At 37.5% G+C, this 20,618-nt stretch carries 25 protein-coding genes; 10 read left to right on the top strand and 15 right to left on the bottom strand.

Annotation, left to right across the window (positions count from 1 at the left end):
* The first annotated feature begins 827 nt into the window (after positions 1-827).
* Positions 828-1,379, top strand: coding sequence for a peptide deformylase (gene def, locus AB2Q86_RS05445; protein ID WP_003730100.1), 552 nt, complete (start codon positions 828-830; stop codon positions 1,377-1,379).
* Positions 1,380-1,427: 48 nt separating this feature from the next.
* Here def and AB2Q86_RS05440 read toward each other — a convergent pair whose 3' ends face one another.
* Complete coding sequence (locus AB2Q86_RS05440) at positions 1,428-1,982, bottom strand: flavin reductase family protein (RefSeq protein WP_012581583.1); 555 nt, start codon at positions 1,980-1,982, stop codon at positions 1,428-1,430.
* Between the two features lie 130 nt (positions 1,983-2,112).
* Here AB2Q86_RS05440 and AB2Q86_RS05435 point away from each other — a divergent pair, with 130 nt between their 5' ends.
* Positions 2,113-3,111: a ThiF family adenylyltransferase gene (locus AB2Q86_RS05435; RefSeq protein ID WP_014589037.1), complete on the top strand. Its 999-nt coding sequence runs from the start codon at positions 2,113-2,115 to the stop codon at positions 3,109-3,111.
* A gap of 11 nt (positions 3,112-3,122) precedes the next feature.
* Positions 3,123-3,611 (top strand): molybdenum cofactor biosynthesis protein B, encoded by a 489-nt coding sequence (locus AB2Q86_RS05430; protein ID WP_012581585.1) that lies wholly within the window; start codon positions 3,123-3,125, stop codon positions 3,609-3,611.
* 34 nt (positions 3,612-3,645) lie between these two features.
* On the opposite strand, the gene moaA is transcribed toward AB2Q86_RS05430, so the two are convergent.
* The 7 genes from moaA to modA all read right to left on the bottom strand — a co-directional run bounded on the left by moaA (position 3,646) and on the right by modA (position 8,374).
* On the bottom strand, positions 3,646-4,647 hold the full coding sequence (gene moaA / locus AB2Q86_RS05425; protein ID WP_014589036.1) for a GTP 3',8-cyclase MoaA: 1,002 nt from the start codon (positions 4,645-4,647) through the stop codon (positions 3,646-3,648).
* Between the two features lie 28 nt (positions 4,648-4,675).
* Positions 4,676-5,158 (bottom strand): cyclic pyranopterin monophosphate synthase MoaC, encoded by a 483-nt coding sequence (moaC, locus tag AB2Q86_RS05420; RefSeq protein WP_012581587.1) that lies wholly within the window; start codon positions 5,156-5,158, stop codon positions 4,676-4,678.
* Positions 5,159-5,170: 12 nt separating this feature from the next.
* A complete protein-coding gene (gene moaD / locus AB2Q86_RS05415; RefSeq protein ID WP_003730106.1) occupies positions 5,171-5,419 on the bottom strand; it encodes a molybdopterin converting factor subunit 1 in 249 nt (82 codons plus the stop codon).
* A complete protein-coding gene (locus tag AB2Q86_RS05410) occupies positions 5,403-5,825 on the bottom strand; it encodes a molybdenum cofactor biosynthesis protein MoaE (RefSeq protein WP_003730107.1) in 423 nt (140 codons plus the stop codon). Before AB2Q86_RS05410 ends, moaD begins: the two co-directional genes overlap by 17 nt.
* The gene (gene mobB / locus AB2Q86_RS05405; RefSeq protein WP_003730108.1) at positions 5,822-6,307 is read right to left on the bottom strand and encodes a molybdopterin-guanine dinucleotide biosynthesis protein B; all 486 of its coding nucleotides are present in this window, start codon (positions 6,305-6,307) and stop codon (positions 5,822-5,824) included. Before mobB ends, AB2Q86_RS05410 begins: the two co-directional genes overlap by 4 nt.
* The gene (locus tag AB2Q86_RS05400) at positions 6,286-7,509 is read right to left on the bottom strand and encodes a molybdopterin molybdotransferase MoeA (protein WP_012581588.1); all 1,224 of its coding nucleotides are present in this window, start codon (positions 7,507-7,509) and stop codon (positions 6,286-6,288) included. Before AB2Q86_RS05400 ends, mobB begins: the two co-directional genes overlap by 22 nt.
* Positions 7,510-7,603: 94 nt before the next feature.
* Entirely contained in the window at positions 7,604-8,374 is a 771-nt protein-coding gene (gene modA, locus AB2Q86_RS05395) for a molybdate ABC transporter substrate-binding protein (RefSeq protein ID WP_012581589.1), read from the bottom strand.
* 104 nt (positions 8,375-8,478) lie between these two features.
* On the opposite strand from modA, the gene AB2Q86_RS05390 reads away from it, so the two are divergent.
* The 4 genes from AB2Q86_RS05390 to AB2Q86_RS05375 all read left to right on the top strand — a co-directional run bounded on the left by AB2Q86_RS05390 (position 8,479) and on the right by AB2Q86_RS05375 (position 11,248).
* Positions 8,479-9,150, top strand: a complete 672-nt coding sequence (locus tag AB2Q86_RS05390) for a molybdenum ABC transporter permease (RefSeq protein ID WP_003730111.1) — start codon at positions 8,479-8,481, stop codon at positions 9,148-9,150.
* A 2-nt stretch (positions 9,151-9,152) separates the two neighbouring features.
* Positions 9,153-9,815 (top strand): ATP-binding cassette domain-containing protein, encoded by a 663-nt coding sequence (locus AB2Q86_RS05385; RefSeq protein WP_012581590.1) that lies wholly within the window; start codon positions 9,153-9,155, stop codon positions 9,813-9,815.
* Entirely contained in the window at positions 9,796-10,377 is a 582-nt protein-coding gene (locus AB2Q86_RS05380) for a molybdenum cofactor guanylyltransferase (RefSeq protein WP_014589035.1), read from the top strand. Before AB2Q86_RS05385 ends, AB2Q86_RS05380 begins: the two co-directional genes overlap by 20 nt.
* Before the next feature lie 67 nt (positions 10,378-10,444).
* Positions 10,445-11,248: a DUF817 domain-containing protein gene (locus tag AB2Q86_RS05375; RefSeq protein ID WP_012581592.1), complete on the top strand. Its 804-nt coding sequence runs from the start codon at positions 10,445-10,447 to the stop codon at positions 11,246-11,248.
* A 15-nt stretch (positions 11,249-11,263) separates the two neighbouring features.
* Here AB2Q86_RS05375 and AB2Q86_RS05370 read toward each other — a convergent pair whose 3' ends face one another.
* Entirely contained in the window at positions 11,264-12,034 is a 771-nt protein-coding gene (locus AB2Q86_RS05370; RefSeq protein WP_012581593.1) for a Cof-type HAD-IIB family hydrolase, read from the bottom strand.
* Between the two features lie 483 nt (positions 12,035-12,517).
* Here AB2Q86_RS05370 and AB2Q86_RS05365 point away from each other — a divergent pair, with 483 nt between their 5' ends.
* The 3 genes from AB2Q86_RS05365 (at position 12,518) to AB2Q86_RS05355 (ending at position 15,476) form a co-directional block, all read left to right on the top strand.
* Positions 12,518-12,727 (top strand): DNA-dependent RNA polymerase subunit epsilon, encoded by a 210-nt coding sequence (locus AB2Q86_RS05365; protein WP_003722652.1) that lies wholly within the window; start codon positions 12,518-12,520, stop codon positions 12,725-12,727.
* 6 nt (positions 12,728-12,733) lie between these two features.
* Positions 12,734-14,401, top strand: a complete 1,668-nt coding sequence (gene rnjA / locus AB2Q86_RS05360) for a ribonuclease J1 (protein ID WP_003722651.1) — start codon at positions 12,734-12,736, stop codon at positions 14,399-14,401.
* Positions 14,402-14,510: 109 nt separating this feature from the next.
* Positions 14,511-15,476: an LCP family protein gene (locus AB2Q86_RS05355; protein ID WP_012581594.1), complete on the top strand. Its 966-nt coding sequence runs from the start codon at positions 14,511-14,513 to the stop codon at positions 15,474-15,476.
* A 40-nt stretch (positions 15,477-15,516) separates the two neighbouring features.
* Here AB2Q86_RS05355 and AB2Q86_RS05350 read toward each other — a convergent pair whose 3' ends face one another.
* The 6 genes from AB2Q86_RS05350 to liaF all read right to left on the bottom strand — a co-directional run bounded on the left by AB2Q86_RS05350 (position 15,517) and on the right by liaF (position 20,521).
* A complete protein-coding gene (locus AB2Q86_RS05350) occupies positions 15,517-16,368 on the bottom strand; it encodes an FUSC family protein (protein ID WP_012581595.1) in 852 nt (283 codons plus the stop codon).
* Positions 16,365-17,285 (bottom strand): hypothetical protein, encoded by a 921-nt coding sequence (locus AB2Q86_RS05345; RefSeq protein WP_012581596.1) that lies wholly within the window; start codon positions 17,283-17,285, stop codon positions 16,365-16,367. Before AB2Q86_RS05345 ends, AB2Q86_RS05350 begins: the two co-directional genes overlap by 4 nt.
* Positions 17,286-17,439: 154 nt before the next feature.
* Positions 17,440-18,099 carry a TrkA family potassium uptake protein gene (locus AB2Q86_RS05340; RefSeq protein ID WP_003719245.1) on the bottom strand — a complete coding sequence of 220 codons (660 nt, stop codon included), beginning with the start codon at positions 18,097-18,099 and terminating at the stop codon, positions 17,440-17,442.
* 18 nt (positions 18,100-18,117) lie between these two features.
* Positions 18,118-18,756 (bottom strand): response regulator transcription factor, encoded by a 639-nt coding sequence (locus tag AB2Q86_RS05335; protein ID WP_003722886.1) that lies wholly within the window; start codon positions 18,754-18,756, stop codon positions 18,118-18,120.
* Positions 18,753-19,811, bottom strand: coding sequence for a sensor histidine kinase (locus tag AB2Q86_RS05330; RefSeq protein ID WP_012581597.1), 1,059 nt, complete (start codon positions 19,809-19,811; stop codon positions 18,753-18,755). The genes AB2Q86_RS05335 and AB2Q86_RS05330 overlap by 4 nt, the downstream gene beginning before the upstream one ends.
* A complete protein-coding gene (gene liaF, locus AB2Q86_RS05325) occupies positions 19,808-20,521 on the bottom strand; it encodes a cell wall-active antibiotics response protein LiaF (protein WP_012581598.1) in 714 nt (237 codons plus the stop codon). Before liaF ends, AB2Q86_RS05330 begins: the two co-directional genes overlap by 4 nt.
* Positions 20,522-20,618 lie beyond the last annotated feature (97 nt).

Here is a 20,618-nt window from a genome sequence, read left to right as displayed (position 1 = left end):
TCCACCCTTTCGTCATTCACATTGTACAGTTTCAAATTCTTCATTAGTTAGGTATGCGTTTTATGTAACGCTCGTCCGGTCATTTACCTATCTAAATGGATTCTTTTAAAACTGCCATCCTGATTGTGTATTAATTATAATAGCGTAGTAAAAAGAAAAGTTATTCTATAGAAAGAAGCAGATTCCGGAAGCTTTTTTCTAAATTCCTATTAACTAATTACGCAGCCTCTCCAGTTATTACCACAAAATCCTCATTGAAAACATGGGTTTTAAGAGAGTTTGTGAAAAAACTTTCATTCTTTCACAATGTTTCATAAAAAACAGGAACTTTCCTTTTATTTAAAATGTTATTTCTGTTTTACTCGAAAACAAGAATTTTATTAATACACTAATCTTCTCTCTTAATTTACACTACCAAGATTATGAAGTCAATAAGTTAATCTCTATTTATTTTATCGCTTACAATGGCATTATTACTTAAATCATTCGCTTTCCCGTTCTGTATTAAAAAAAGATGAAACAGACAAAAACTGTTATATAATATTGCAACTCTCGCATTATCACACCTATTTCAAACTTTTAGGTGGCAAATATCATTAGTTTGTGAATTCACAAACATATAAATTTTTTCATCATTTGTTTTAGACGAACGTTTTATATAAAAAAACTTTAATTGTTCGTTTTTAAAACTTTCTTATTTTTAACAAATATGTCTTTAGACCTACAATAATCCCCTTTTTTTCGCGTGTAGTAATCTTTCATTCCTTTTTTTTCGTTCTTTTGTTAAAATAAAGATAAGTTATTAAAGAACAGGAGAGAATCAAATCATGCTTACAATGGACGATATTGTACGAGAAGGTCATCCAGCACTTAGAGAAGTTGCGACAGAAGTGACTTTCCCGCTTTCAGATGAAGAAAAAAAATTAGGCCGTGATATGCTTGAATTCCTGATTAACAGTCAAGATGAAGAGATGGCGGAAAAATACGGTTTACGTGGTGGCGTGGGAATTGCTGCTCCACAACTTGCTGTAACGAAACGTTTCCTTGCTATTCATGTACATGATGAAAAAGATCGTCTTTATAGTTATGTGCTTTATAATCCAAAAATTCGTAGCCATTCTGTGCAGCAAGCTTGTCTTTCTGGTGGTGAAGGCTGCCTTTCTGTTGACCGGGAAGTTCCAGGTTATGTGGTTCGAAGTGAACGTGTAACTATTGACGCTTTTGACGAAAATGGTACACCACTTAAGTTGCGTTTTAAAGATTATCCAGCCATTGTTATTCAACACGAAATCGATCATTTAAATGGAATTATGTTTTATGATCATATTAATAAAGAAAACCCATCTTACTTGCCACCTGATGTGGACGTATTTGGTTAAAATGAATAAATCCCCGCAGTATACTAATTCCTGCGGGGATTTTTGTCTCTATGAATGGCCACCAACTGTTTCTATTTTTGTATCTAGCTGTCTAAATTTACGTTCATTTGCATCGCCTGAGAATAAAACTAAATCAAGCTCTTCATGAATAAAATGACCATCTGAATCCACTAAGCTTTTTTCAAATAATCGCGAGTCAATTTTAGCAAAGATTGTATGATAGTCTTCGTCGGATACGGTCCGGGTTACGTTGCACTCGAATACAATCGGACACGTATCAATGTAAGCTACTCCCCCGCTATCACTTTTGGTTAATTCGATTTGATGAACTTTTATTTTATCGTTGCGCTTGCCTGATGAGAATCCCCCTTGTTCAATTAACCCTAACTGCTCTGTGTTTGGAAAATTTACCGCAAATTTTTGACCAGCATGTAAATGTTTGCTCGCATTACTTTCTGCTGACACGCCGATAACGATACTATCTCCTAATGTGTACGATGATGACCCCGTTGACATTTGCGGTTCTCCAAACTCATTCAAATAAGTCAATACAAAGACTGGATAAGCAGGATAAAATTTTTCTGTTTCTACGCGCTGTTTCATAGTTAGCACCTCTAGTTTTTTCTTTCATTATAAATATGTCGTAACGGGAATTCAACAATAAACCTAAACCTTACAAGTAAGCGCTTTATGTGTTTTTCTGGTAAAATAAGATTGGAAAGAAGGTGGAAATTTGGAACGTTATGATAGGCAGATGCGCGTTAAGAATATCGGAAAAGTTGGTCAAGAAAAATTACTCACGAAAACGATTTTAATTGTTGGTGTTGGCGCGATTGGTTCTTATGCCGCAGAAATTTGTGCACGAATGGGTTTTGGAAAGTTAATTTTAATTGATCGTGACTATGTGGAGCTAAGTAACTTGCAGCGCCAATCACTTTTCACGGAACAAGATGCATTAGACAAACAAGCAAAAGCGTATGCAGCATCTAAAGCTTTACAACTCATTAATAGCGATATTACAATCGAATATATTGTAGATGATGCGAACATAACGAGTTTAACGCCTTATGCCGGAACAATTGATTACATACTCGATTGCACAGATAACTTTATGACGCGTGACTTTTTAAATCAGTTTTGTTTCACCCATCAAATTCCGTGGATTTTCACCTCGTGTGCTGGAAATTATGCGAATCTCATGCCAATTATTCCGCCTGACTCTGCTTGTTTACACTGTTTACTCGGCGATATTCCCCAAACCAATGCAGCAAGTTGCGATATTATTGGTGTTGACGGCGCGCTGATTCCAATCATCGCCGGCATGCAAGTTTCCTTACTTACGCAAATGATTATCAACCCTGATTTCAAAGCAAATACCTACTATCAACTAGATAATTGGCAATTTTCTTTCCGGACAATCGAAGTCAAAAAACGCCACGATTGTCTTGGTTGCACAACTGGAAAAGCACTTTCAGAAGTTCCTTTTTCCGAGCAAACAGTTGCTCTTTGCGGAAGAGATACAGTGCAATTTCGCTTACCTAATAGAAGTAATTACCGCGAAATTAAACAACTACTGGCAGAACAGAAAATTCCTTATACAGAAAATCCCGCTTTACTCAGTTTCCATCACGAAAAGTTCCAGTTTGTTATTTTTAAAAATGGGCGCGTGTTACTTCATGGAACAGAAAATATAACAGAAGCAAAAAAAATATATCATTTATTTTTTAACTAAAGGAGGCAGTTATGGAACAAAAGTCATTTATTAAGGTAGCTTGTAGTATTCTAACCATTAGCGATACACGAAATTTGGATACGGATACTAGTGGTCAACTGATTCAATCTGCCTTAGAAACCGCTGGGCATGAGGTAATATCGCGGATTGTCGTTCCGGATGATGTTACGCTCATCAAACAGAAAATAAACGAGCTAGCTGTTAACGGTTCTTTCTGCCTCATCACAAATGGTGGTACAGGTATCGCTAAACGCGACTTCACTTATGAAGCCTTATTTGCAACTATTCAGCAAGAAATTCCCGGATTTGGGGAGATTTTTCGTATGCTTAGTTACGAAGAAGTTGGTAGTCGGGCTATGGTATCTCGGGCGTTCGCTGGTTTTTCAGAAAATGGCTTACTGCTTTTCGCATTGCCTGGATCAAGTAACGCTTGTCAGCTCGCGATGCAAAAATTGATTGTCCCTGAATTACCTCATTTGATAGCAGAACGACAAAAATAAAACATCCGGTCACATGTGTGACCGGATGCTTTATTTATCCGCCAATTTGACTCATACGACGCCAAGTTGGTTTATTAGATTGTACTTCATCTTGTAATTTTAATGCCATTTCGTGATTCTCAGGTTTGTTATCAATTGCCTTTTGCACAAGTTGCATTAGTTTAACTGGGTCTTGGATAAACGGACGAATATTCATTTCTTCGTCCCAGTAAAGGCATGCTTTAATATAACCATCTGCGGTAAGTCTAAGTCGGTTGCAACTATCGCAAAAATGGGAGCTAACTGGGTGAATCACACCAAATGTTCCTTTTGCTCCTTTTATACGGAAGTTTTCGGAAGGACCGTTTCCGCGAATCGAATCGACTGGCTCATATTCATAGGAGGCTTTGTCGCAGGCTTCAAAAATCTTATCAAGCGGCAAATATTTTTCTTTCCAACTCGTGCCAGCATGACCAATCGGCATGTATTCAATAAAACGAATATTAATATCTTTATCTTTTGTAAAGCGGAGGAAATCGGTTATTTCGTCATCGTTTTGTCCTTTAATTAGGACGACGTTAAGCTTAATTGGAAATAGCCCAACTTCTTCTGCTTTTTGAATACCATCGAGAACTTTTTGCAAACGTCCACCACGAGTAATTGCTTGAAAATGGTCTGCATGCAAGGAATCCAAGCTGATGTTCACGCGCGTCAATCCAGCCTCTTTTAGCGCTTCTGCTTTTTTCGCCAAATACATCGCATTCGTTGTAATCGAAATATCTTCTATTTCAGGAATTGCTCCCAGCCCGCGAACAATTTCCACAATATCGGTTCTAAGTAATGGCTCTCCGCCAGTTATGCGGACTTTTTTTATGCCGAATTTCACCATTAATTCCATAAAGCTGACAATTTCATCTTTGGATAGTACTTTTTCATGAGGCAAAAATGTCAGGCCTTCTTCGGGCATACAATACACACACCTTAAATTACACCGATCTGTTACTGAAATACGAATATAATCGTGTACCCGCCCAAATTTATCCTTTAATAATTGCATAAAACAAAACTCCTATCCTACAAAATAGTTACGCTTCTGCTTTAAATGTCCCGCTTTTTCCACCTGTTTTTTCCACTAAATACGTTTTTTCTATACGCATGCCTTTATCCATTGCTTTGCACATGTCATAAATGGTTAATGCTGCAATGGTTACTGCCGTGAGTGCTTCCATTTCGACCCCCGTCTTTCCAACGGTTACGACTTCGGACGTGATAGTTAGCTCGGTCTTACCGTCATCTTCAAAAGAAATATCAGCTTTTGTCGTCATAATCGGATGGCACATTGGAATTAGTTCGCTTGTTTTTTTAGCCGCCATGATTCCAGCAACTTGCGCAACGGCCAAAACATCTCCTTTAGCAATTTTACCAGCAAGAATACGCGCTAAGGTTTCTTCATTCATATGTATCGTAGCTCTAGCGATTGCACGGCGTTTTGTTTCAGATTTGCTCGTAACATCTACCATTTTTGCGCGTTTTTCATCGTTAAAATGCGTTAAATCATCTTTTTCCATCTATTCCCCTCCTTATCCACCGCTTACTGGCGGAATGACTGCGATTTCGGTTATTTCTTCTGGTAAAAGGTCTTGATCTTGTTGAAACTCCATGTTAACGGCCAACATACAGGTGGCTAAATCAACGGCTATTTCAGGAAATTCACTACTAATAACTTCTCGAACCTCGCCAACTGTCTGGCATTGCTGCAAATTCAATTTTACTTCCGTTTTATGTGTCTTTTCAGCTAAAAAAGCGAAAAATTTAACTGTTGTTAGCATCTATGCCACCCCACCTTGTTTTATCGACATCTTTTTCTTCTTTCCATATAGGTACCCGTTCTTTTAAACGTTCAATAATATATCTAGATCCCTCGTAGCAAGCGGCTCTGTGTGGTGTTGATACACCGATAACCACGGCGACATCTGTTATTTGTAAAAGTCCTAGTCGGTGGACAATGACAACATCCGCCCCCCACTTTGTTTCTACTTCTGCTGCTAATTTATTTAGTTCTTTGAGCGCCATTTCCTCGTACGATGTGTAACGAATTTCTTCTGTTTGAATGTCACCCGTCCATTCTCGAATTGTACCAACAAAAAGATTAGTCCCACCGTGATTTTTATTGATTAGTTTATCAGAAAGCGAACCTATTTCGATTTTTTCGTGTTGCAATGCTACATACTTCATGGTAAAAACTCCTTGATTAATGTTTCTGCAAATGTATTTAAAGCTTTTTCTTCGCCAATGAAAATTGCTTCTTTTTTTAATGCTGGATTATGTGTCGCAATTTTATGGACAGCTTTACTATTTTTTAAAAGCTCGATTTCCGCTTGTTCGCGAATTAATATAATTTTAGGAAAAGGGCCTTCTTTGTAGCCTTCTATGAGAACGATATCTGATTCTGGTAACTTTTGAATGGCTGTTTTTAAATCGATGCCGTTTTGTTCCATCACAGCATATTGTCTCGAATTCGCGATAACAACAGCTTTTGCACCACTTTCTTGAAACGAGTAGGAATCCGTTCCCGCGTGATCTACAGAAAAATCATGTGCATCATGTTTGATGGCAGATACTGTGTAGTTTTCCTTCCGACTAGCGCGAATTAGTGCGTTCAATAAAGTTGTTTTTCCGCTGTTTTTAAAGCCAATTATTTGGAGGATAGTAGCCATGCTTCGACCTCTTCTCCTTTTAATTTCCCTACTTGACCGCGTGGGATTTTGAATAAACAGGTGGTTAAATGGAGGTTTCCTAGCGCACTCGACATATCGCTTCCTACCAACTCAACCAAATATTCCCCTTCGTCAGACAAACGATAGGTTCCTCGTAAAAAACGATCATAGCCATTATTTTTAGTGTAATCGCTCGCCATTTTTGCACGTACTTGGGTCGTCTCAGTTGTATCTTTCCCCATTAAGGTAGCTAATACCGGTTCTACTAATAAGTAAAAACCTGTAAAGCATGCCCCTGGATTTCCAGAAAGCGCGATGATAAGCGTTTTATCCAACCACATCCCTGTTGTTGGACTGCCTGGTCGCATTTGAATTTTATTAAAAAGTAATTCTGCTTCTTGTTTTGCAATATCAGCCATATAGTCAAAATCACCTACAGAAACACCACCTGTAGTGATTATCAAGTCTGCTATTTGAGTCAATTCTAGTAATCGGTTTTTCGTATCCTCATAATTATCCGGTAACTGTTCGGCCGCGCAAATTTCGGCATGATGCACTTTTAATAAATTCTCCAGTAACGGTTGATTACTATTATAAATCTTGCCATCTGGAAGCGAATTCCCGGCTGCAACCAGTTCACTTCCTGTGGATAAAATAGCTACTTTTGGCTTTCTGATAACTTGTACTTCGTGAATACCAAATGATGACAGTAAACTTATCGAACCAGCATTCAACATATGTCCGCGATCTAATAGCAAGTCTCCTTTGGAAAACTCCGCACCAATTTCTGTAATGTTACTAGATTTTTGTGTATTGATAAGGATAATTTCATTCTCGTTATCAGCTTCTCTAGATTGTTCAAGCATAATAATTTTCGAGGCATTCTCTGGCACTTTTGCTCCAGTCATTATTCGAACGGTTTCCCCTGGGTTTAGTGGTTTATCGTATGTTTGCCCGCATGGAACTTCTGCTACAACTCGTAAAGTGATTGGATAATTCCCGTCATCTGCTTCCGTAATCGCAAAACCATCGTAACCAGACCTTCTAAAATAAGGAGCAGGAACCGGGGCAAAGATAGGCTCTTGCAATACTTGATTTAATGCCTCTGTCACATTTTTCTTTTCTACTGGAAGATGCGTTATTTGGTTACGTAATACTTCTCTCGCTTGTTCCATACTTATGGTATTTCTTTTTTCAATCATCTGGGCGCACTTCCCTTTCACAAATAATGTATGCGTTTTCTTTAGTACCAATATACAGGAGTTTCCTTGTTTTAAAAAGTAAAGCGACTTCTCCTTAGTTCGCTGCTTTAAATCCGTATTTCTCTAGTATTTTTTGTGCTTCAGATTTATTCATAAAATCGAGGAATGCTGCCGTTTCTTCTTTTTTATCTGAATCGCTGACTTGCGCACTGTAATAACCAATTGGATCATGGAGTTTCTCATCAATTTTTGCTTTCACTTGTACTTTTTTGCTTAAAAGAGCATCTGTCTGGTATACAAAACCTGCGTCTGCGTTCCCGGCTTCCACATAGGATAAGACTTGACGAACATCGGTTGCAAGAACGAGTTTTGCTTTTTCTGCATTATATAGATTTACGTTTTCTAGTGTTTGTTTGGCATAAGCGCCAGCCGGTACTGATTCCGGATCCCCGATAGCGATTTTGGATGCATTATCTAGTAATTGTTCTAAGTTCGCCTCTGTCTGTTGGTCCGCGTTTTTCGGTGCAATTAAAACAAGGTCATTTCCCGCAAATTCTTTCGTATTTTCTGCTAAATTTTGCTTGCTCAGTGTATCCACATCTTTTTTACTTGCTAAAAGGACGCCATCAATCGGAGCACCACTTTCGACACGTTCACGAATTTGTCCAGAACCACCAAAATCAAAAGATAATTTAATTGTCGGATTCGCTTTTTCGAAAAGTGGTATTACCTCATCCATCGTATCTTTTAAACTCGCCGCCGCTGAAATATGTATCGTAGTTTGTTTTACTTCCTCTGGAGAATCCCCGCACGCTCCGAGAAGTAGCAATAATCCAAAACTTATAAAAAGCATTATTTTTTTCATTGTTCATCCCCCTTTTTTATTTAGTTTCATTGTACTTAAGTTTGACATTTTATACCAGAGAGAACAATAATAATAGATGTACTAGAGGGTTCAGGAGGAGATTTATGTTTACATCTGTTTGGCATACATTGCTTGTAGCAACAATTTCTACGTTTCTCGCATTTATGACGATGTTACCACTGAGTTATTATTTTACCGGTCGAAAATCACGTTTTCAGTTACTCGTGGAAATCTTAATTTTACTTCCGCTTGTTTTACCGCCAACTGTTGTCGGTTTGGTGTTACTGAACGTCCTCGGCCGTAACGATTTTATCGGCGGTGTACTTTGGGATACATTTGATTTTAGCTTTATTTTTTCCCTGAGTGGCGCTATTGTTGCGACGACGATTATTATTTTACCAATTATGTATCAAGGCTTGAAATCCGCATTTTTATCGATTGATCACGAACTTGTATGGGCAGCAGAGACTCTTTCAGCGAATAAAAAACAGATTTTCACAAAAGTTATTTTACCGAATTGTTGGCAACCAATTTTAGCAGGAGTTCTGCTTAGTTTTTGCCGAGCAATGGGTGAATTTGGCGCGAGTTTAATGGTGGCAGGTTATATTGAAGGTAAAACCGACACCATCGCTTCTAGTATTTACTTTATGGTGCAACAAGGCGATATGCGCACAGCGATTTATCTTGGGCTAATTAACGTCATTATCGGTGTATTTGCCTTACTTGTCATTCACGTTTTAACCGTACGCCAGAGTAATTTAACGAGGGGGATGTAATTATGCTAAGATTACAATTTCATAAAAAACTTCCTTTTCATGATTTAAATATTGATTATACGTTTGAAAAGCCAGTGACCGCGATGATGGGTGCAAGTGGTTCAGGCAAGTCAACTCTATTTCAGTGCGTTAGTGGCTTGAAAAGTATTGATGGTGGCATTATTGAATTTGATGGGACTCCATGGGATGATTCCAGTATTTCATTACATCTTCCAGTTACAGAACGCAAAGTAGGCTATTTATTTCAAAATCTAGCTTTATTTCCAAATATGAATGTGTATGAAAATATCGCATTTGGCTTAAAAGTGAAGAAAAAGAAGAAAAAAGAACAAGCGGAAATTCAACAACAAGTGCGAAAAATGAGTGATTATCTGCAAATTTCTCACCTGCTTTATTCTTCCGTTCAGAAATTATCTGGCGGCGAAAAGCAACGTGTTGCAATGGCTCGGGCAATGATTACGGAGCCAAAATTGCTTTTACTCGATGAACCTTTCAATGGTTTAGATGAAGAAACGCGTTTGATTTGTATGAAATTAGTTGGTCAAATGGCCAAAGATTTTCATATCCCAGTCATTTTTGTCACGCATTATGCCTCGGAAGCAGAAATGATGACCGAAGAAATTTTAGTTATGCGAGAGGGACGCCTTGAAAAACGAAAAAGTTAATGTTGGTATTGTATTAGCCGGTGGTCGCTCAAGCCGTTTTGGGGAACCAAAAGCGTTTTTTCAGGATGAGGCAACTGGAAAAACGTGGGTTGAACTCACGGTGAGTAAATTGATGCCGCTTTGCGAGATGGTTTTTGTGTCCGCAAATCATGAAAATTATTCAAAATTGGTTACTCTTTTTGATGCAGAACCAACTATTGAAATCATTCCTGATCAAGCCGCATTCAGTGATTTTGGACCACTTGGAGGAATTTATGCGGTGATGAAAGCAGCCGCCAATTATCAGAAAGCTAATTTTCTGGTGCTTCCTGTTGATATGCCTTTTTTAACTTCGAAAGAAATTGGACGGCTAGCTGAATATCCTAATCACTACGCTAAAACGAAGCGCGCAGATCATTATTTGGTTGCAAACCTCCCCTACTCTCGCGAAATTTTACATAGTTTACTAGACGAGGAGGAACACCGAGTCCGTGCATTACTCGAAAAATGCAACACTAAACCATTAATCTTTGAAAATGAAGCGACTTTTCGCAATATCAATCGACAAAATGAACTTTTTTAACCTTTTCTTGTCCTTTTCTTTAGTTTTTTTTGGTAAACTAGAGAAAATCATGAGAAGAGGTTTTTTTATGCAATTTTTCCGCTTACTTTGGGCGTTTACTTGGAAGCAAGCACTTTGTTGTATTTTTCCAGGTATTATCTTTATTTCGCTTGCACTTACAAAATTGATTGATATTCCTTTTATTGCGCGCTACGACTTACTTTTAATTATTTGCCTTGTAACTCAAATTCTACTTATAAAATTTGGTTTAGAAACGTGGGATGAACTGAAAGTAATTATGGTTTTTCATATTATCGGTCTTGGGCTCGAAATTTATAAAGTACATATGGGTTCATGGAGTTATCCAGAGCCTGGTTTCATGAAAATTCTCGGTGTGCCCCTTTATAGCGGTTTTATGTATGCAAGTGTCGCCAGTTATATTTGCCAGGCTTGGAAAAGATTTGATCTTAAAATGACAAATTGGCCAAATATCTGGTTAGTAAGTAGCCTTTGCATAGCGATTTACGCTAATTTTTTCACGCATCATTTTATAATGGATTTTCGCTGGATTTTGATTATTTTAGTTCTCGTTTTATTCCGAAAGACATATGTTTATTTTAAAGTTAGTTCTACTCAGCTCAAAATGCCTTTATCTTTTTCCTTTTTATGTATCGCTTTTTTCATTTATCTTGCGGAAAACATTGCTAGTTTTTACGGGGCTTGGGCATATCCAGACCAGCTAATCGCATGGCGCCCAGTGCACGTTTCAAAAATTACGAGTTGGTATTTACTTGTTATTATTAGTATTATTATCGTCGCACAACTTAAATTCGTTAAGCAAAAATTAGAACAAACTTCTGTAAACGCAAAAAGCGAGGCTACACTGAAATAGTGGCCTCGCTTTATTTTAAATTAATTTTAAATGTTCTAAAGCTTTATAAACCCCGTCTTCATCCACATGATCCGTAACATAGTCAGCGACCGCTTTTACCTCATCACGGCCGTTGCCCATTGCCACGCCAGTTCCAACAGCTTGAAGCATTGCAATATCGTTCAACCCATCGCCAAATGCGTAAGTATCTTCCATCGAGAAGCCCAGTTTTTTGATCATCTGTTTAATGCCTTCCGCCTTCGAACCGTCAGCTGGACAAACATCCACGGAAACATCATGCCAGCGTAAGAAACCATACTGCTTAAATTCTTCTCGGTAATAAGCATCATACGACTCATCACAGAAAAGTAAACACTGATAAATGTCTCGACCTTTATAATAATTAGCATCCACTTTAGGATACTCTCTTTTAATCGAATTCATTCCGATTGTCACCCGGTCATGATCCGGTAAATTCGCGCGCATGGAATCTTTCCCTGAAAAAACAATCGGGTGCTCATGCTCCGATGCAACCGTGATTAAACGTTCTAAAGACTCGGTTGGTAATGGTCTAGCGTATATTTCTTTTCCTTCAAAAATAACATATTGACCGTTATAACAAATATAAGAATTAATATCTAACTCTTTTCTAATTTCATCAAGCATAAATGGACCACGACCAGTTGCGATAGCCACATAAACGCCATTTTCTTTCAATTTAGCAATCGCTTGTTTTGCTGATGCTGGAATTTCTTTCGTTTCCCCTACAAGCGTGCCATCTACATCAAAAAATACAATTTTACTCATTGATTAAACGCCTCTATCCTCTATCCATTTTTAAATCACTATGTTTAAATTATAGCAGAAAATCTCCATGATACCAGCGTTGACAAAATTAATTATACTTTCTAGTAGCAATTATCTGGATTTATGGTATATTAGAATGAAGGATATAGATCGGATGAACATTTGTAGAACGACAATGGAACGTGAAAAAAAGCTTATAATTACATCTTTTACTCGGAAATTTGTTTCAAATTCCCAAAATAAAGGTATGCAATTATAACGGATAAGAAATGTAACCTACGTGCACAGCTATTTTTATACATTAGTCTGTGGTAATTTTTCTTTGTCTTTTTTATGCCTAATTGTTAGTATCTCGTGCACCCATATCCGCTTGCTACTAAGTCCACAACTGAAAGCAAGCCAATGAATACTAAATAAATATTAGATTTTCAGCTTGAAAATCTATTTTTAAAAACAAAACTTAAATTTTAAGGAGAGAAAAACATGATTTTTAAAGTATTTTATCAAGAAACACTAACAGAAACACCCGTACGCGAAAAAACACAATCACTATACGTAGAAGCGGAAAGCGAAGTAAAAGTACGCCAACTTTTAAAAGATGAGCCTTTCCACATCGAATTTGTCGAAAAAATTAGTGACGCGCACTTAGCTTATGAAAAGGAAAACCCAGACTTCGCGCTCTGGGAAAAATAAGCCTATATGAAATTTGTTAAAAATAATGAGACAGCTGTTTTCGCCCTTGGTGGACTAGGCGAAATCGGTAAAAACACATATGGCGTACAATTTCAAGACGAAATTATTCTAATTGATGCAGGAATCAAGTTCCCAGAAGACGAACTTCTTGGTATTGATTATGTTATTCCTGACTACAGTTACCTAGTTAAAAACAAAGATAAGATTAAAGGACTTTTCATCACCCATGGTCATGAAGATCATATCGGTGGCGTTCCTTACCTACTTCGCGATCTTAATATCCCGATTTATGCTGGGAAACTTGCGAGTGCACTTATCCGCAACAAATTAGAAGAACATGGTTTGCTTCGTCAAACTAAAATTTATGAATATGAAGAAGATGACGTTTTTAAATTCAGAAAAACAAGCATCTCTTTCTTCCGTACAACACATAGTATTCCTGATACGTATGGTATTGTTGTCAAAACTCCATCTGGTAACATCGTTCATACTGGTGACTTCAAGTTTGATTTCACTCCAGTTGGTGAACCAGCAAACCTAACAAAAATGGCTGAAATCGGTAAAGAAGGCGTTCTTTGTTTACTATCAGATAGTACAAATGCGGAAGTACCGAATTTCACCATGAGTGAACGCGTTGTTGGTGAAAGTATTAAAAACATTTTCCGCGACGTTGAAGGACGAATCATCTTCGCTACCTTCGCATCTAATATTTACCGTTTACAACAAGTAGTTGAATCCTCTATCGAAACTGGTCGTAAAATCGCTGTTTTCGGTCGTAGTATGGAATCCGCTATGGAAATTGGTAAACAATTAGGTTATATTCAAGCTCCAAAAGATACATTTATTGATGTGCATCAGCTTAACAAAACACCCGCTGGAAATGTGACGATTCTTTGTACCGGTAGTCAAGGTGAACCAATGGCAGCTCTTTCTAGAATTGCAAACGGCACACACCGTCAAATCCAAATTCAACCAGGCGATACGGTAGTCTTCTCGTCTTCCCCTATTCCTGGTAATACAACGAGTGTTAACCGCACAATCAATTTACTCTATCAAGCAGGCGCAGAAGTTATTCATGGTAAAGTAAACAATATCCATACTTCTGGTCACGGTGGTCAACAAGAACAAAAACTGATGTTACGTCTTATGAAACCTAAATTCTTTATGCCAATTCATGGTGAATTCAGAATGCAAAAAATCCATGCTGAATCCGCAGAAGAATGTGGTGTTCCAGAAGAAAACAGCTTCATTATGGCAAACGGAGATGTCCTTGCTTTAACGAGTGAAACAGCTCATGTTGCTGGTAAAATCCACGCAGCGAGCGTCTATATTGATGGTAGCGGCATTGGTGATATCGGTAATATTGTCCTTCGTGACCGTCGTATTCTTTCTGAAGAAGGCCTCGTAATTGTTGTAGTGTCCATTGATATGAAGAATTCTCGTGTAATGGCAGGACCTGATATTATCTCACGTGGTTTCATTTATATGCGTGAATCTGGTAATCTCATCGGAGAAGCGCAAGGCCTTCTAACACGCCATTTGAATAAAGTAATGGAACAAAAAACAACGCAATGGTCTGAAATCAAAAATGAAATTACAGATACTTTGCAACCTTTCTTGTATGAAAAAACAAAACGACGTCCAATGATTTTACCAATCATCATGGAAGTATAGTTTTCAAAGCGATAAATGGTTTTAAAAATCATTTATCGTTTTTTGTTGATTTCTTCAAGCGACGATGGTATGTTTAAACAAACTAAATAAGAAAGACGAGGAAAATTTAATGACAGAAACAAGGACTGAAAAAAAGCAAAAAACAACGTCCACTTTTACTAAAGTTATGAAAATTGCTAGTGTTGCCCTTTTAGGAATTATCTTCTTCTCTATAACAGGATTAGCAGCAAAGTACTACATCACCGTTCAAAATACAATGTCCAAAATCAATGTTCCATTAGAAACAAGTAATAAAACAACCAGTGACTTAGATAAGAAAAAACCTTTTTCTGTTTTACTGATGGGTTCTGATGCTCGTCCTGGTGAAACAAATGGTCGTTCAGATACAATTATTCTTGCAACTGCAAATAAACAACAAAACACCGTTGAAATGGTCAGTATCCCCCGTGATACCAAAATAGACTATGGAAATGGCGATATTGGTAAAATAAATGCTTCCTATTCTAAAGGAGGCCCCTCAGGAACCGTTTCTGCGGTCGAAAAGCTTATGCCAGGAGTTCCTGTAGATTATTTCATTTCAATCAATATGGAGGGCTTTAAAGACCTTGTAGATGCTGTTGGTGGTATTACTGTTACTAACGATATCGATTTAACCGAAGTAAATAGCAAATTTGTTAAAGGTCAGATTACTTTAAACGGAACAGATGCATTACAGTATGTTCGTATTCGTCACGAAGATCCACGAGGTGACTTTGGTCGTCAAGATAGACAGCGCGATGTCATTATTGGGATTGCAAATAAAGTAATAAGCTCCTCTGGTGTTTCCAATTTTGAAAGCATTATGAAAGCTGTTGGAGATAATTTCCAAACCAATATGACGCTTTCCGATATTACAACGATGGCAACAAATTATTCTTCCGTCCTTAAAAACGTTGATTCCCAAGAACTGAAAGGTGAAGGGGAAATGATTTATAGTGAGTCTTATGGATTTGATTTATATTACTTCGCACCTGATCAAACAGATTTAGAGCGAGTAATTACTATGTTTAAAAAGAGTTTAGATATTACTGAATAAAAAAAGATGACTGAAGCTAGTTCAAGCCTCAGTCATCTTTTTATTTATGCTTCGTGATAAGTGCATCCATCTCCGAAACTACTTTTGCACATGCTTGTTGATGGTAAGCGAAGACTATTTCATAATCAGGTTCGGAATCTTTGTCTAATGTTACATGGTATAAAATTTCAATATTATTAATCGCTCGTTCTACTAAATGAGTGAAATGAAGCATTGGTTCATCAGATGTTAAACTCGCAACAAAACTGCTATCTGTAATAATTTGTTCACGCGTTTTTCTTAAATCTATCAACTGCTTCCACAAAGCTTTTATTTTTGGAGCAAGTTCTTTCGCATCTTCTGCTTTTATATCGATTGCTTTTATTTTCTCTAATACTGCTTTTTCTTGAGAAATGAAAACTTGATTTAATTTCTTATTTTTCTTACGAGGATAAAGTGCATAGACTGTAAAACCAATCACTAGACCAATCATCGTATCAAATAACCGATCTCTCAAAAACACAATCGGCTCTCCGTCCCCTTTTCCGACCAATACCATCACTGTAATAACGACAATAACCATCGTGAATTTTTTAGTGAACAGATAACTCAGCATAACCGCGAGCGCTGCGCCAATCGGGATCATAATGTAATGATGATTGGGAACTAATAAATAGACAAGAGCGGCAAGAAGTCCCCCAACGATAGTTCCGATAATCCGTTCAATGCTTGATTTATATGTATCCCCCTTACTCATTTGTGCGGTAATATAAATCGCATTAAATACATACGTTGGATAAACTATCCAATCCCCCATAACTGGAAATAGTAACACTGCTATCGTAATACTAATTAATACTTTAGCAACTCGAGGATCAAGAGCGAGACGTTCTCTCATAGAAATCTTTTTCATTTCTTTTCTCCCCCTTCTGCTAATTCATGCATTCCGACTTTCACAGCTTGAAAGTTCTCGACAAATTTTTTCACATGAAAAGAAGCAACCGGATCGGCCTCTTTTGCGTTAATTTCATCAGAAACTTGCACATTAATCTGAGCAAGCGCTTGTTTCGCTTCTTCCGACAAGCCCACTCGGCCAATATCTTCCATTGTCTGCATATGGAAAAAAAGTTGCAAATAATTAGGGAGTAAAGCCTGATATAATTCCACATGACGAGGATTAGCTTTTTTACTAGCACTGTATTCTTTAATAAACATTTGAGATTGAACAAAAATACTGTATAGTGGTTTTGCGATAAACTTACCATTATTTTTAAATACACTTTCAATTTCTTTGTCAAATAGCCCTACCAATTGTTTCATAATTGTCTGAACCGTTTTTTCGAGAGGTAAATGTACATATTTCACGACTAGTTGAACAAGTAAAAAGAAGACAAAAACATCAATTAACGCGACGATAATCATGACATATAGTGGCATTGGCAAATCATCTGTTCCTAGAAAATAGAGTGCTGTCCCAATCGCTAGCGTCATTACCATATATTTCTGCGGCATCAAGAAATTCACCGCTAAAATAACGACTATCATGACAACATAGTAAATATACACATTGATTGGGAAAAAATAGGTGCTTATTATGACAAAAACGCATGCTAGAGTGAATGCTAGCGCAATTTGGGGAATGACTTTTCTTGTAATTCCATATGTAGGTTGCATCGAAATAATCCCAATTAGTACTACGATAGGTAATACGCCGGCCAAATCAGGAAAAATTACGGTATGGACCACGACACAAATACTCGCATAAATAAACGCTTGCAACATTTGAATGAATCCACGAGCGCCGATTTTATCAAGCAAAAATTTCTTCATCTGTTCCCCCTCTTTCTGTCCCTTTATGTGAAGCTCTGTAACTATAATAGAAAATAACTGGCTAGATAGCAAGCGGTAAAGCGTATGCAATAAAAAAACCTAAGAATATAATCGACATGCTGACATATCTTTTTATATTTCATAGGTTTATTTTTTATTGGATTTTTTCTTGTAATCGTTCAATATCATCATCAGAACCGATAACGATTAGAATATCCCCTTCATGAAGGACATCGTTGGCTTCAGGGGTGATAATCATTTGTTTATCTTTTTTAATACCAACAATATTCACGCCAAAAGAGTTACGGAAGTCTAAATCGACTAGGCTCTTTCCAAGGAAACGCGGATCAGATACGGAAATTTCAACAAGACTATATTCATCCGATAGTTCGAGATAATCTAGCATGTTTTTTGAGACGATATAATGAGCGATACGTCGACCCATATCCCGTTCAGGATGGACAACTCGATCTGCCCCAATTTTATCAAGTAATTTGGCATGTTTATCATTCGTCGCTTTTGCGGTAACGTATTTTACGCCCATTTCTTTTAAAATAAGTGTAGTTAAGATACTCGACTGAATATCCTCACCAATCGCAACGATAACATGCTCAAAATTACGAATACCAAGCTGACGTAGCGCGTTTTCATCTGTTGAATTAGCGATAACTGCATGGGTTGCAATGGACATATATTCGTTGACACGTTCTTCATCCGAATCAATCGCAAGTACTTCCATTCCTTGCTCGACAAGTGAACGACAAATACTTCCGCCGAATCGCCCAAGACCGATGACTGCAAATCCTTCTTTCATGTGTATGTTACCTCCTTGCTACTTTTTTTCTACTAAGTCATGTTTAAATGCATAGATTGCTGCTTGCGTACGATCTTGCACATCTAATTTCGATAAAATATTACTTACATGCGTCTTCACCGTTTTTAAAGTGATGAAAAGTTCATCCGCAATTTCTTGATTAGACTTACCTTCTGCGATTAAAAGTAAGATTTCATTTTCACGATTCGTTAAATCATCATGTAAGTTTTTTTCTGGTTTGGCAGTAAGTCTTTGCATCATTTTACCAGTTACTTCTGGCTCAAGGACAGAATCTCCGCCATATGTAGCACGAATCGCATCCGCAATTTCACTTGCAGTAGAAGTTTTAAGCATATAACTGCTCGCTCCTGCTTCCAGTGCCGGGTATACTTTTTCATCATCAATAAAACTAGTGACGATAATGATTTTAGCTTCTTTCCAGTTTTGCATTATTTCTTTCGTCGCTTCGATACCGTCCATTTCGTCCATAACTAAATCCATTAAAATAATATCTGGACGCAATTCTAAAGCCATATCAGCGCCTTCGCGACCGTTCTCTGCCTCGCCCACTACTTCCATGTCATCTTGCACAGAAAGATAAGCTGAGACTCCTATACGTACCATTTCGTGATCATCTACAAGTAATACTTTTATCATTCGCTTTCCACGTCCTTTTTCGCAACAAGTGGGATTTTTATTTCTACGCTAGTTCCTCTACCTGGGAAACTAATTATTTTGATGGTGCCGCCAAATTCGGCAACTCGTTCTCGCATATTTTGCAAGCCATAAGATCCTTGTCGAACATTATCCATATCAAATCCAACGCCGTCATCGACTACTTTCATCACAGCTAAATTATCCATTGTGACTAAGCGCACTTCTAATAATTTCGCTTTAGAATGTCGTAATGTGTTGGAAAGCAATTCTTGAACAATACGGAATAAATGATCTTCAATACCTTTTTGCAAATTAATATCCTCGATTTGCCATTCTACTTCAATTGGCAATTTCGTTGTTAATTCTTTTAATAATTGCTCTATACCAGTTTTTAATGATTTACCTTCAAGTTGTGTTGGACGTAGATGAAGTAATAAGGCACGCATCTCTGATTGAGATTCATTCACGATGGACTCGACCATTTTTAATTGCTTTTGCATGGCTGGTGTCGCGCTTTTTTCACTTTGTTCATTCAATGCTGATAAAAGCATCATCGCTGCAAAAAGTTGTTGACTCACTGAATCATGCAATTCTCTAGCAATCCGGTGCCGCTCTTCTGACAAAATTGCTTCTTTCGTTTGGCCCGTTGATTCAGCGCGGTCGCTTGCAAGTTTTTGTGTCAAAATCGTTTGTGCTTTCATTTTATCACGTAAGCGGTCGATTTGCTTGTATACTTGCTGTACTTCTAAAAAGTTTTCATCTTCTTCACTTGTAATCTTTTTCTCCAAATCGCCTTGTCCGAGCAGCCGAATCGAAAAGTCAATCGATTCAAATTTTTGTTTAACAAAATACCCGAGCAAACCGCCTATAATTAAACCAATCGAAATGGCTGTAAGCGGAACAAAGACGACAAAGGGAATGTAAAAGACTTTTTGTTCGATGAGGATTTTATACCAAGAGCCTTCGCTAAAAAAATAGTATCCGACCGTTCCGATAGCTGTTGCAACAAGCAGTAACCCTGAGCAAACTGCCATCATCAGTTTCGAAAAACTCATAGTCTAATCACCTCTAAATCTCCAAAAATTACAGAAGTCATGATTTTCACTTTTCGTGCGGAACTTTCGTAATTATCTGAGTAGACCTTGATGCTATTATTTTGAATAGAAGTGCTTTCTTTATCATATTGGATGTTTCCGAAAATTGCGGAATGTTCAATGCAAATACCGATATCAAATGGAACAAGTACCCGAATTTTCCCTGAGACACTGCGAATCATAATGACACTTTCACCAGTGGGTAAAACGGTATTCCCTAAATCGAGAATTGTATCACCAATACCTGTTTGAATATTGATGTCATCCCACTCATACACTACATCAAGTATACGTTGGTTCCCGAACCACTGATTGCGAATAAATTTATCTGTGCGGTCCATCTTGCTGTCCGGTTCTCTCGTTTTGAGCATCAATAATTGGGGTGCCCGCTTCCGACTAATATAGTGAATGATCGCATAAATACCTGCAACAACAAGTCCAACTTTAAACGTGGTTGTAAGTAACACGGCGATAATGATAAATACGATACCGATAAATAATGAGTTTCTTGCACTTTTCTTTGTTGCGCTTGCCTTCCTTGATGTAAAGATAAAAAATATCCCGAGTGCAAATAAAATAAGCAACTCCCACTGGAACAGCATCTCCAAACCAACGCCAACAATAATCGCAATTAAAAATACAAAAACAACCGAGCTTTCCATTTTTTTCAAGCTGACACACCTCCTTACGTTCCTCTTTTGACAAAGTTATTTCTCGATTTTTGCTACTTTGTACATGCTGTGTTAATTATAGCGAGGATTTACTGAT

It is taken from the genome of Listeria monocytogenes (genome assembly GCF_041765605.1).
Taxonomy (GTDB): domain Bacteria; phylum Bacillota; class Bacilli; order Lactobacillales; family Listeriaceae; genus Listeria; species Listeria monocytogenes_D.
This window is presented reverse-complemented; position numbering and strand designations above follow the sequence as displayed.

Excerpts from the sequence above, each read along its gene's own strand:
- def (WP_003730100.1), top strand. The coding sequence starts at position 828 with ATGCTTACAATGGACGATATTGTACGAGAAGGTCATCCAGCACTTAGA.
- AB2Q86_RS05440 (WP_012581583.1), bottom strand. The coding sequence starts at position 1,982 with ATGAAACAGCGCGTAGAAACAGAAAAATTTTATCCTGCTTATCCAGTC.
- AB2Q86_RS05430 (WP_012581585.1), top strand. The coding sequence starts at position 3,123 with ATGGAACAAAAGTCATTTATTAAGGTAGCTTGTAGTATTCTAACCATT.
- moaA (WP_014589036.1), bottom strand. The coding sequence starts at position 4,647 with ATGCAATTATTAAAGGATAAATTTGGGCGGGTACACGATTATATTCGT.
- moaC (WP_012581587.1), bottom strand. The coding sequence starts at position 5,158 with ATGGAAAAAGATGATTTAACGCATTTTAACGATGAAAAACGCGCAAAA.
- moaD (WP_003730106.1), bottom strand. The coding sequence starts at position 5,419 with ATGCTAACAACAGTTAAATTTTTCGCTTTTTTAGCTGAAAAGACACAT.
- AB2Q86_RS05410 (WP_003730107.1), bottom strand. The coding sequence starts at position 5,825 with ATGAAGTATGTAGCATTGCAACACGAAAAAATCGAAATAGGTTCGCTT.
- mobB (WP_003730108.1), bottom strand. The coding sequence starts at position 6,307 with ATGGCTACTATCCTCCAAATAATTGGCTTTAAAAACAGCGGAAAAACA.
- AB2Q86_RS05400 (WP_012581588.1), bottom strand. The coding sequence starts at position 7,509 with ATGATTGAAAAAAGAAATACCATAAGTATGGAACAAGCGAGAGAAGTA.
- modA (WP_012581589.1), bottom strand. The coding sequence starts at position 8,374 with ATGAAAAAAATAATGCTTTTTATAAGTTTTGGATTATTGCTACTTCTC.
- AB2Q86_RS05390 (WP_003730111.1), top strand. The coding sequence starts at position 8,479 with ATGTTTACATCTGTTTGGCATACATTGCTTGTAGCAACAATTTCTACG.
- AB2Q86_RS05385 (WP_012581590.1), top strand. The coding sequence starts at position 9,153 with ATGCTAAGATTACAATTTCATAAAAAACTTCCTTTTCATGATTTAAAT.
- AB2Q86_RS05375 (WP_012581592.1), top strand. The coding sequence starts at position 10,445 with ATGCAATTTTTCCGCTTACTTTGGGCGTTTACTTGGAAGCAAGCACTT.
- AB2Q86_RS05370 (WP_012581593.1), bottom strand. The coding sequence starts at position 12,034 with ATGAGTAAAATTGTATTTTTTGATGTAGATGGCACGCTTGTAGGGGAA.
- AB2Q86_RS05365 (WP_003722652.1), top strand. The coding sequence starts at position 12,518 with ATGATTTTTAAAGTATTTTATCAAGAAACACTAACAGAAACACCCGTA.
- rnjA (WP_003722651.1), top strand. The coding sequence starts at position 12,734 with ATGAAATTTGTTAAAAATAATGAGACAGCTGTTTTCGCCCTTGGTGGA.
- AB2Q86_RS05355 (WP_012581594.1), top strand. The coding sequence starts at position 14,511 with ATGACAGAAACAAGGACTGAAAAAAAGCAAAAAACAACGTCCACTTTT.
- AB2Q86_RS05350 (WP_012581595.1), bottom strand. The coding sequence starts at position 16,368 with ATGAAAAAGATTTCTATGAGAGAACGTCTCGCTCTTGATCCTCGAGTT.
- AB2Q86_RS05345 (WP_012581596.1), bottom strand. The coding sequence starts at position 17,285 with ATGAAGAAATTTTTGCTTGATAAAATCGGCGCTCGTGGATTCATTCAA.
- AB2Q86_RS05340 (WP_003719245.1), bottom strand. The coding sequence starts at position 18,099 with ATGAAAGAAGGATTTGCAGTCATCGGTCTTGGGCGATTCGGCGGAAGT.
- AB2Q86_RS05335 (WP_003722886.1), bottom strand. The coding sequence starts at position 18,756 with ATGATAAAAGTATTACTTGTAGATGATCACGAAATGGTACGTATAGGA.
- AB2Q86_RS05330 (WP_012581597.1), bottom strand. The coding sequence starts at position 19,811 with ATGAGTTTTTCGAAACTGATGATGGCAGTTTGCTCAGGGTTACTGCTT.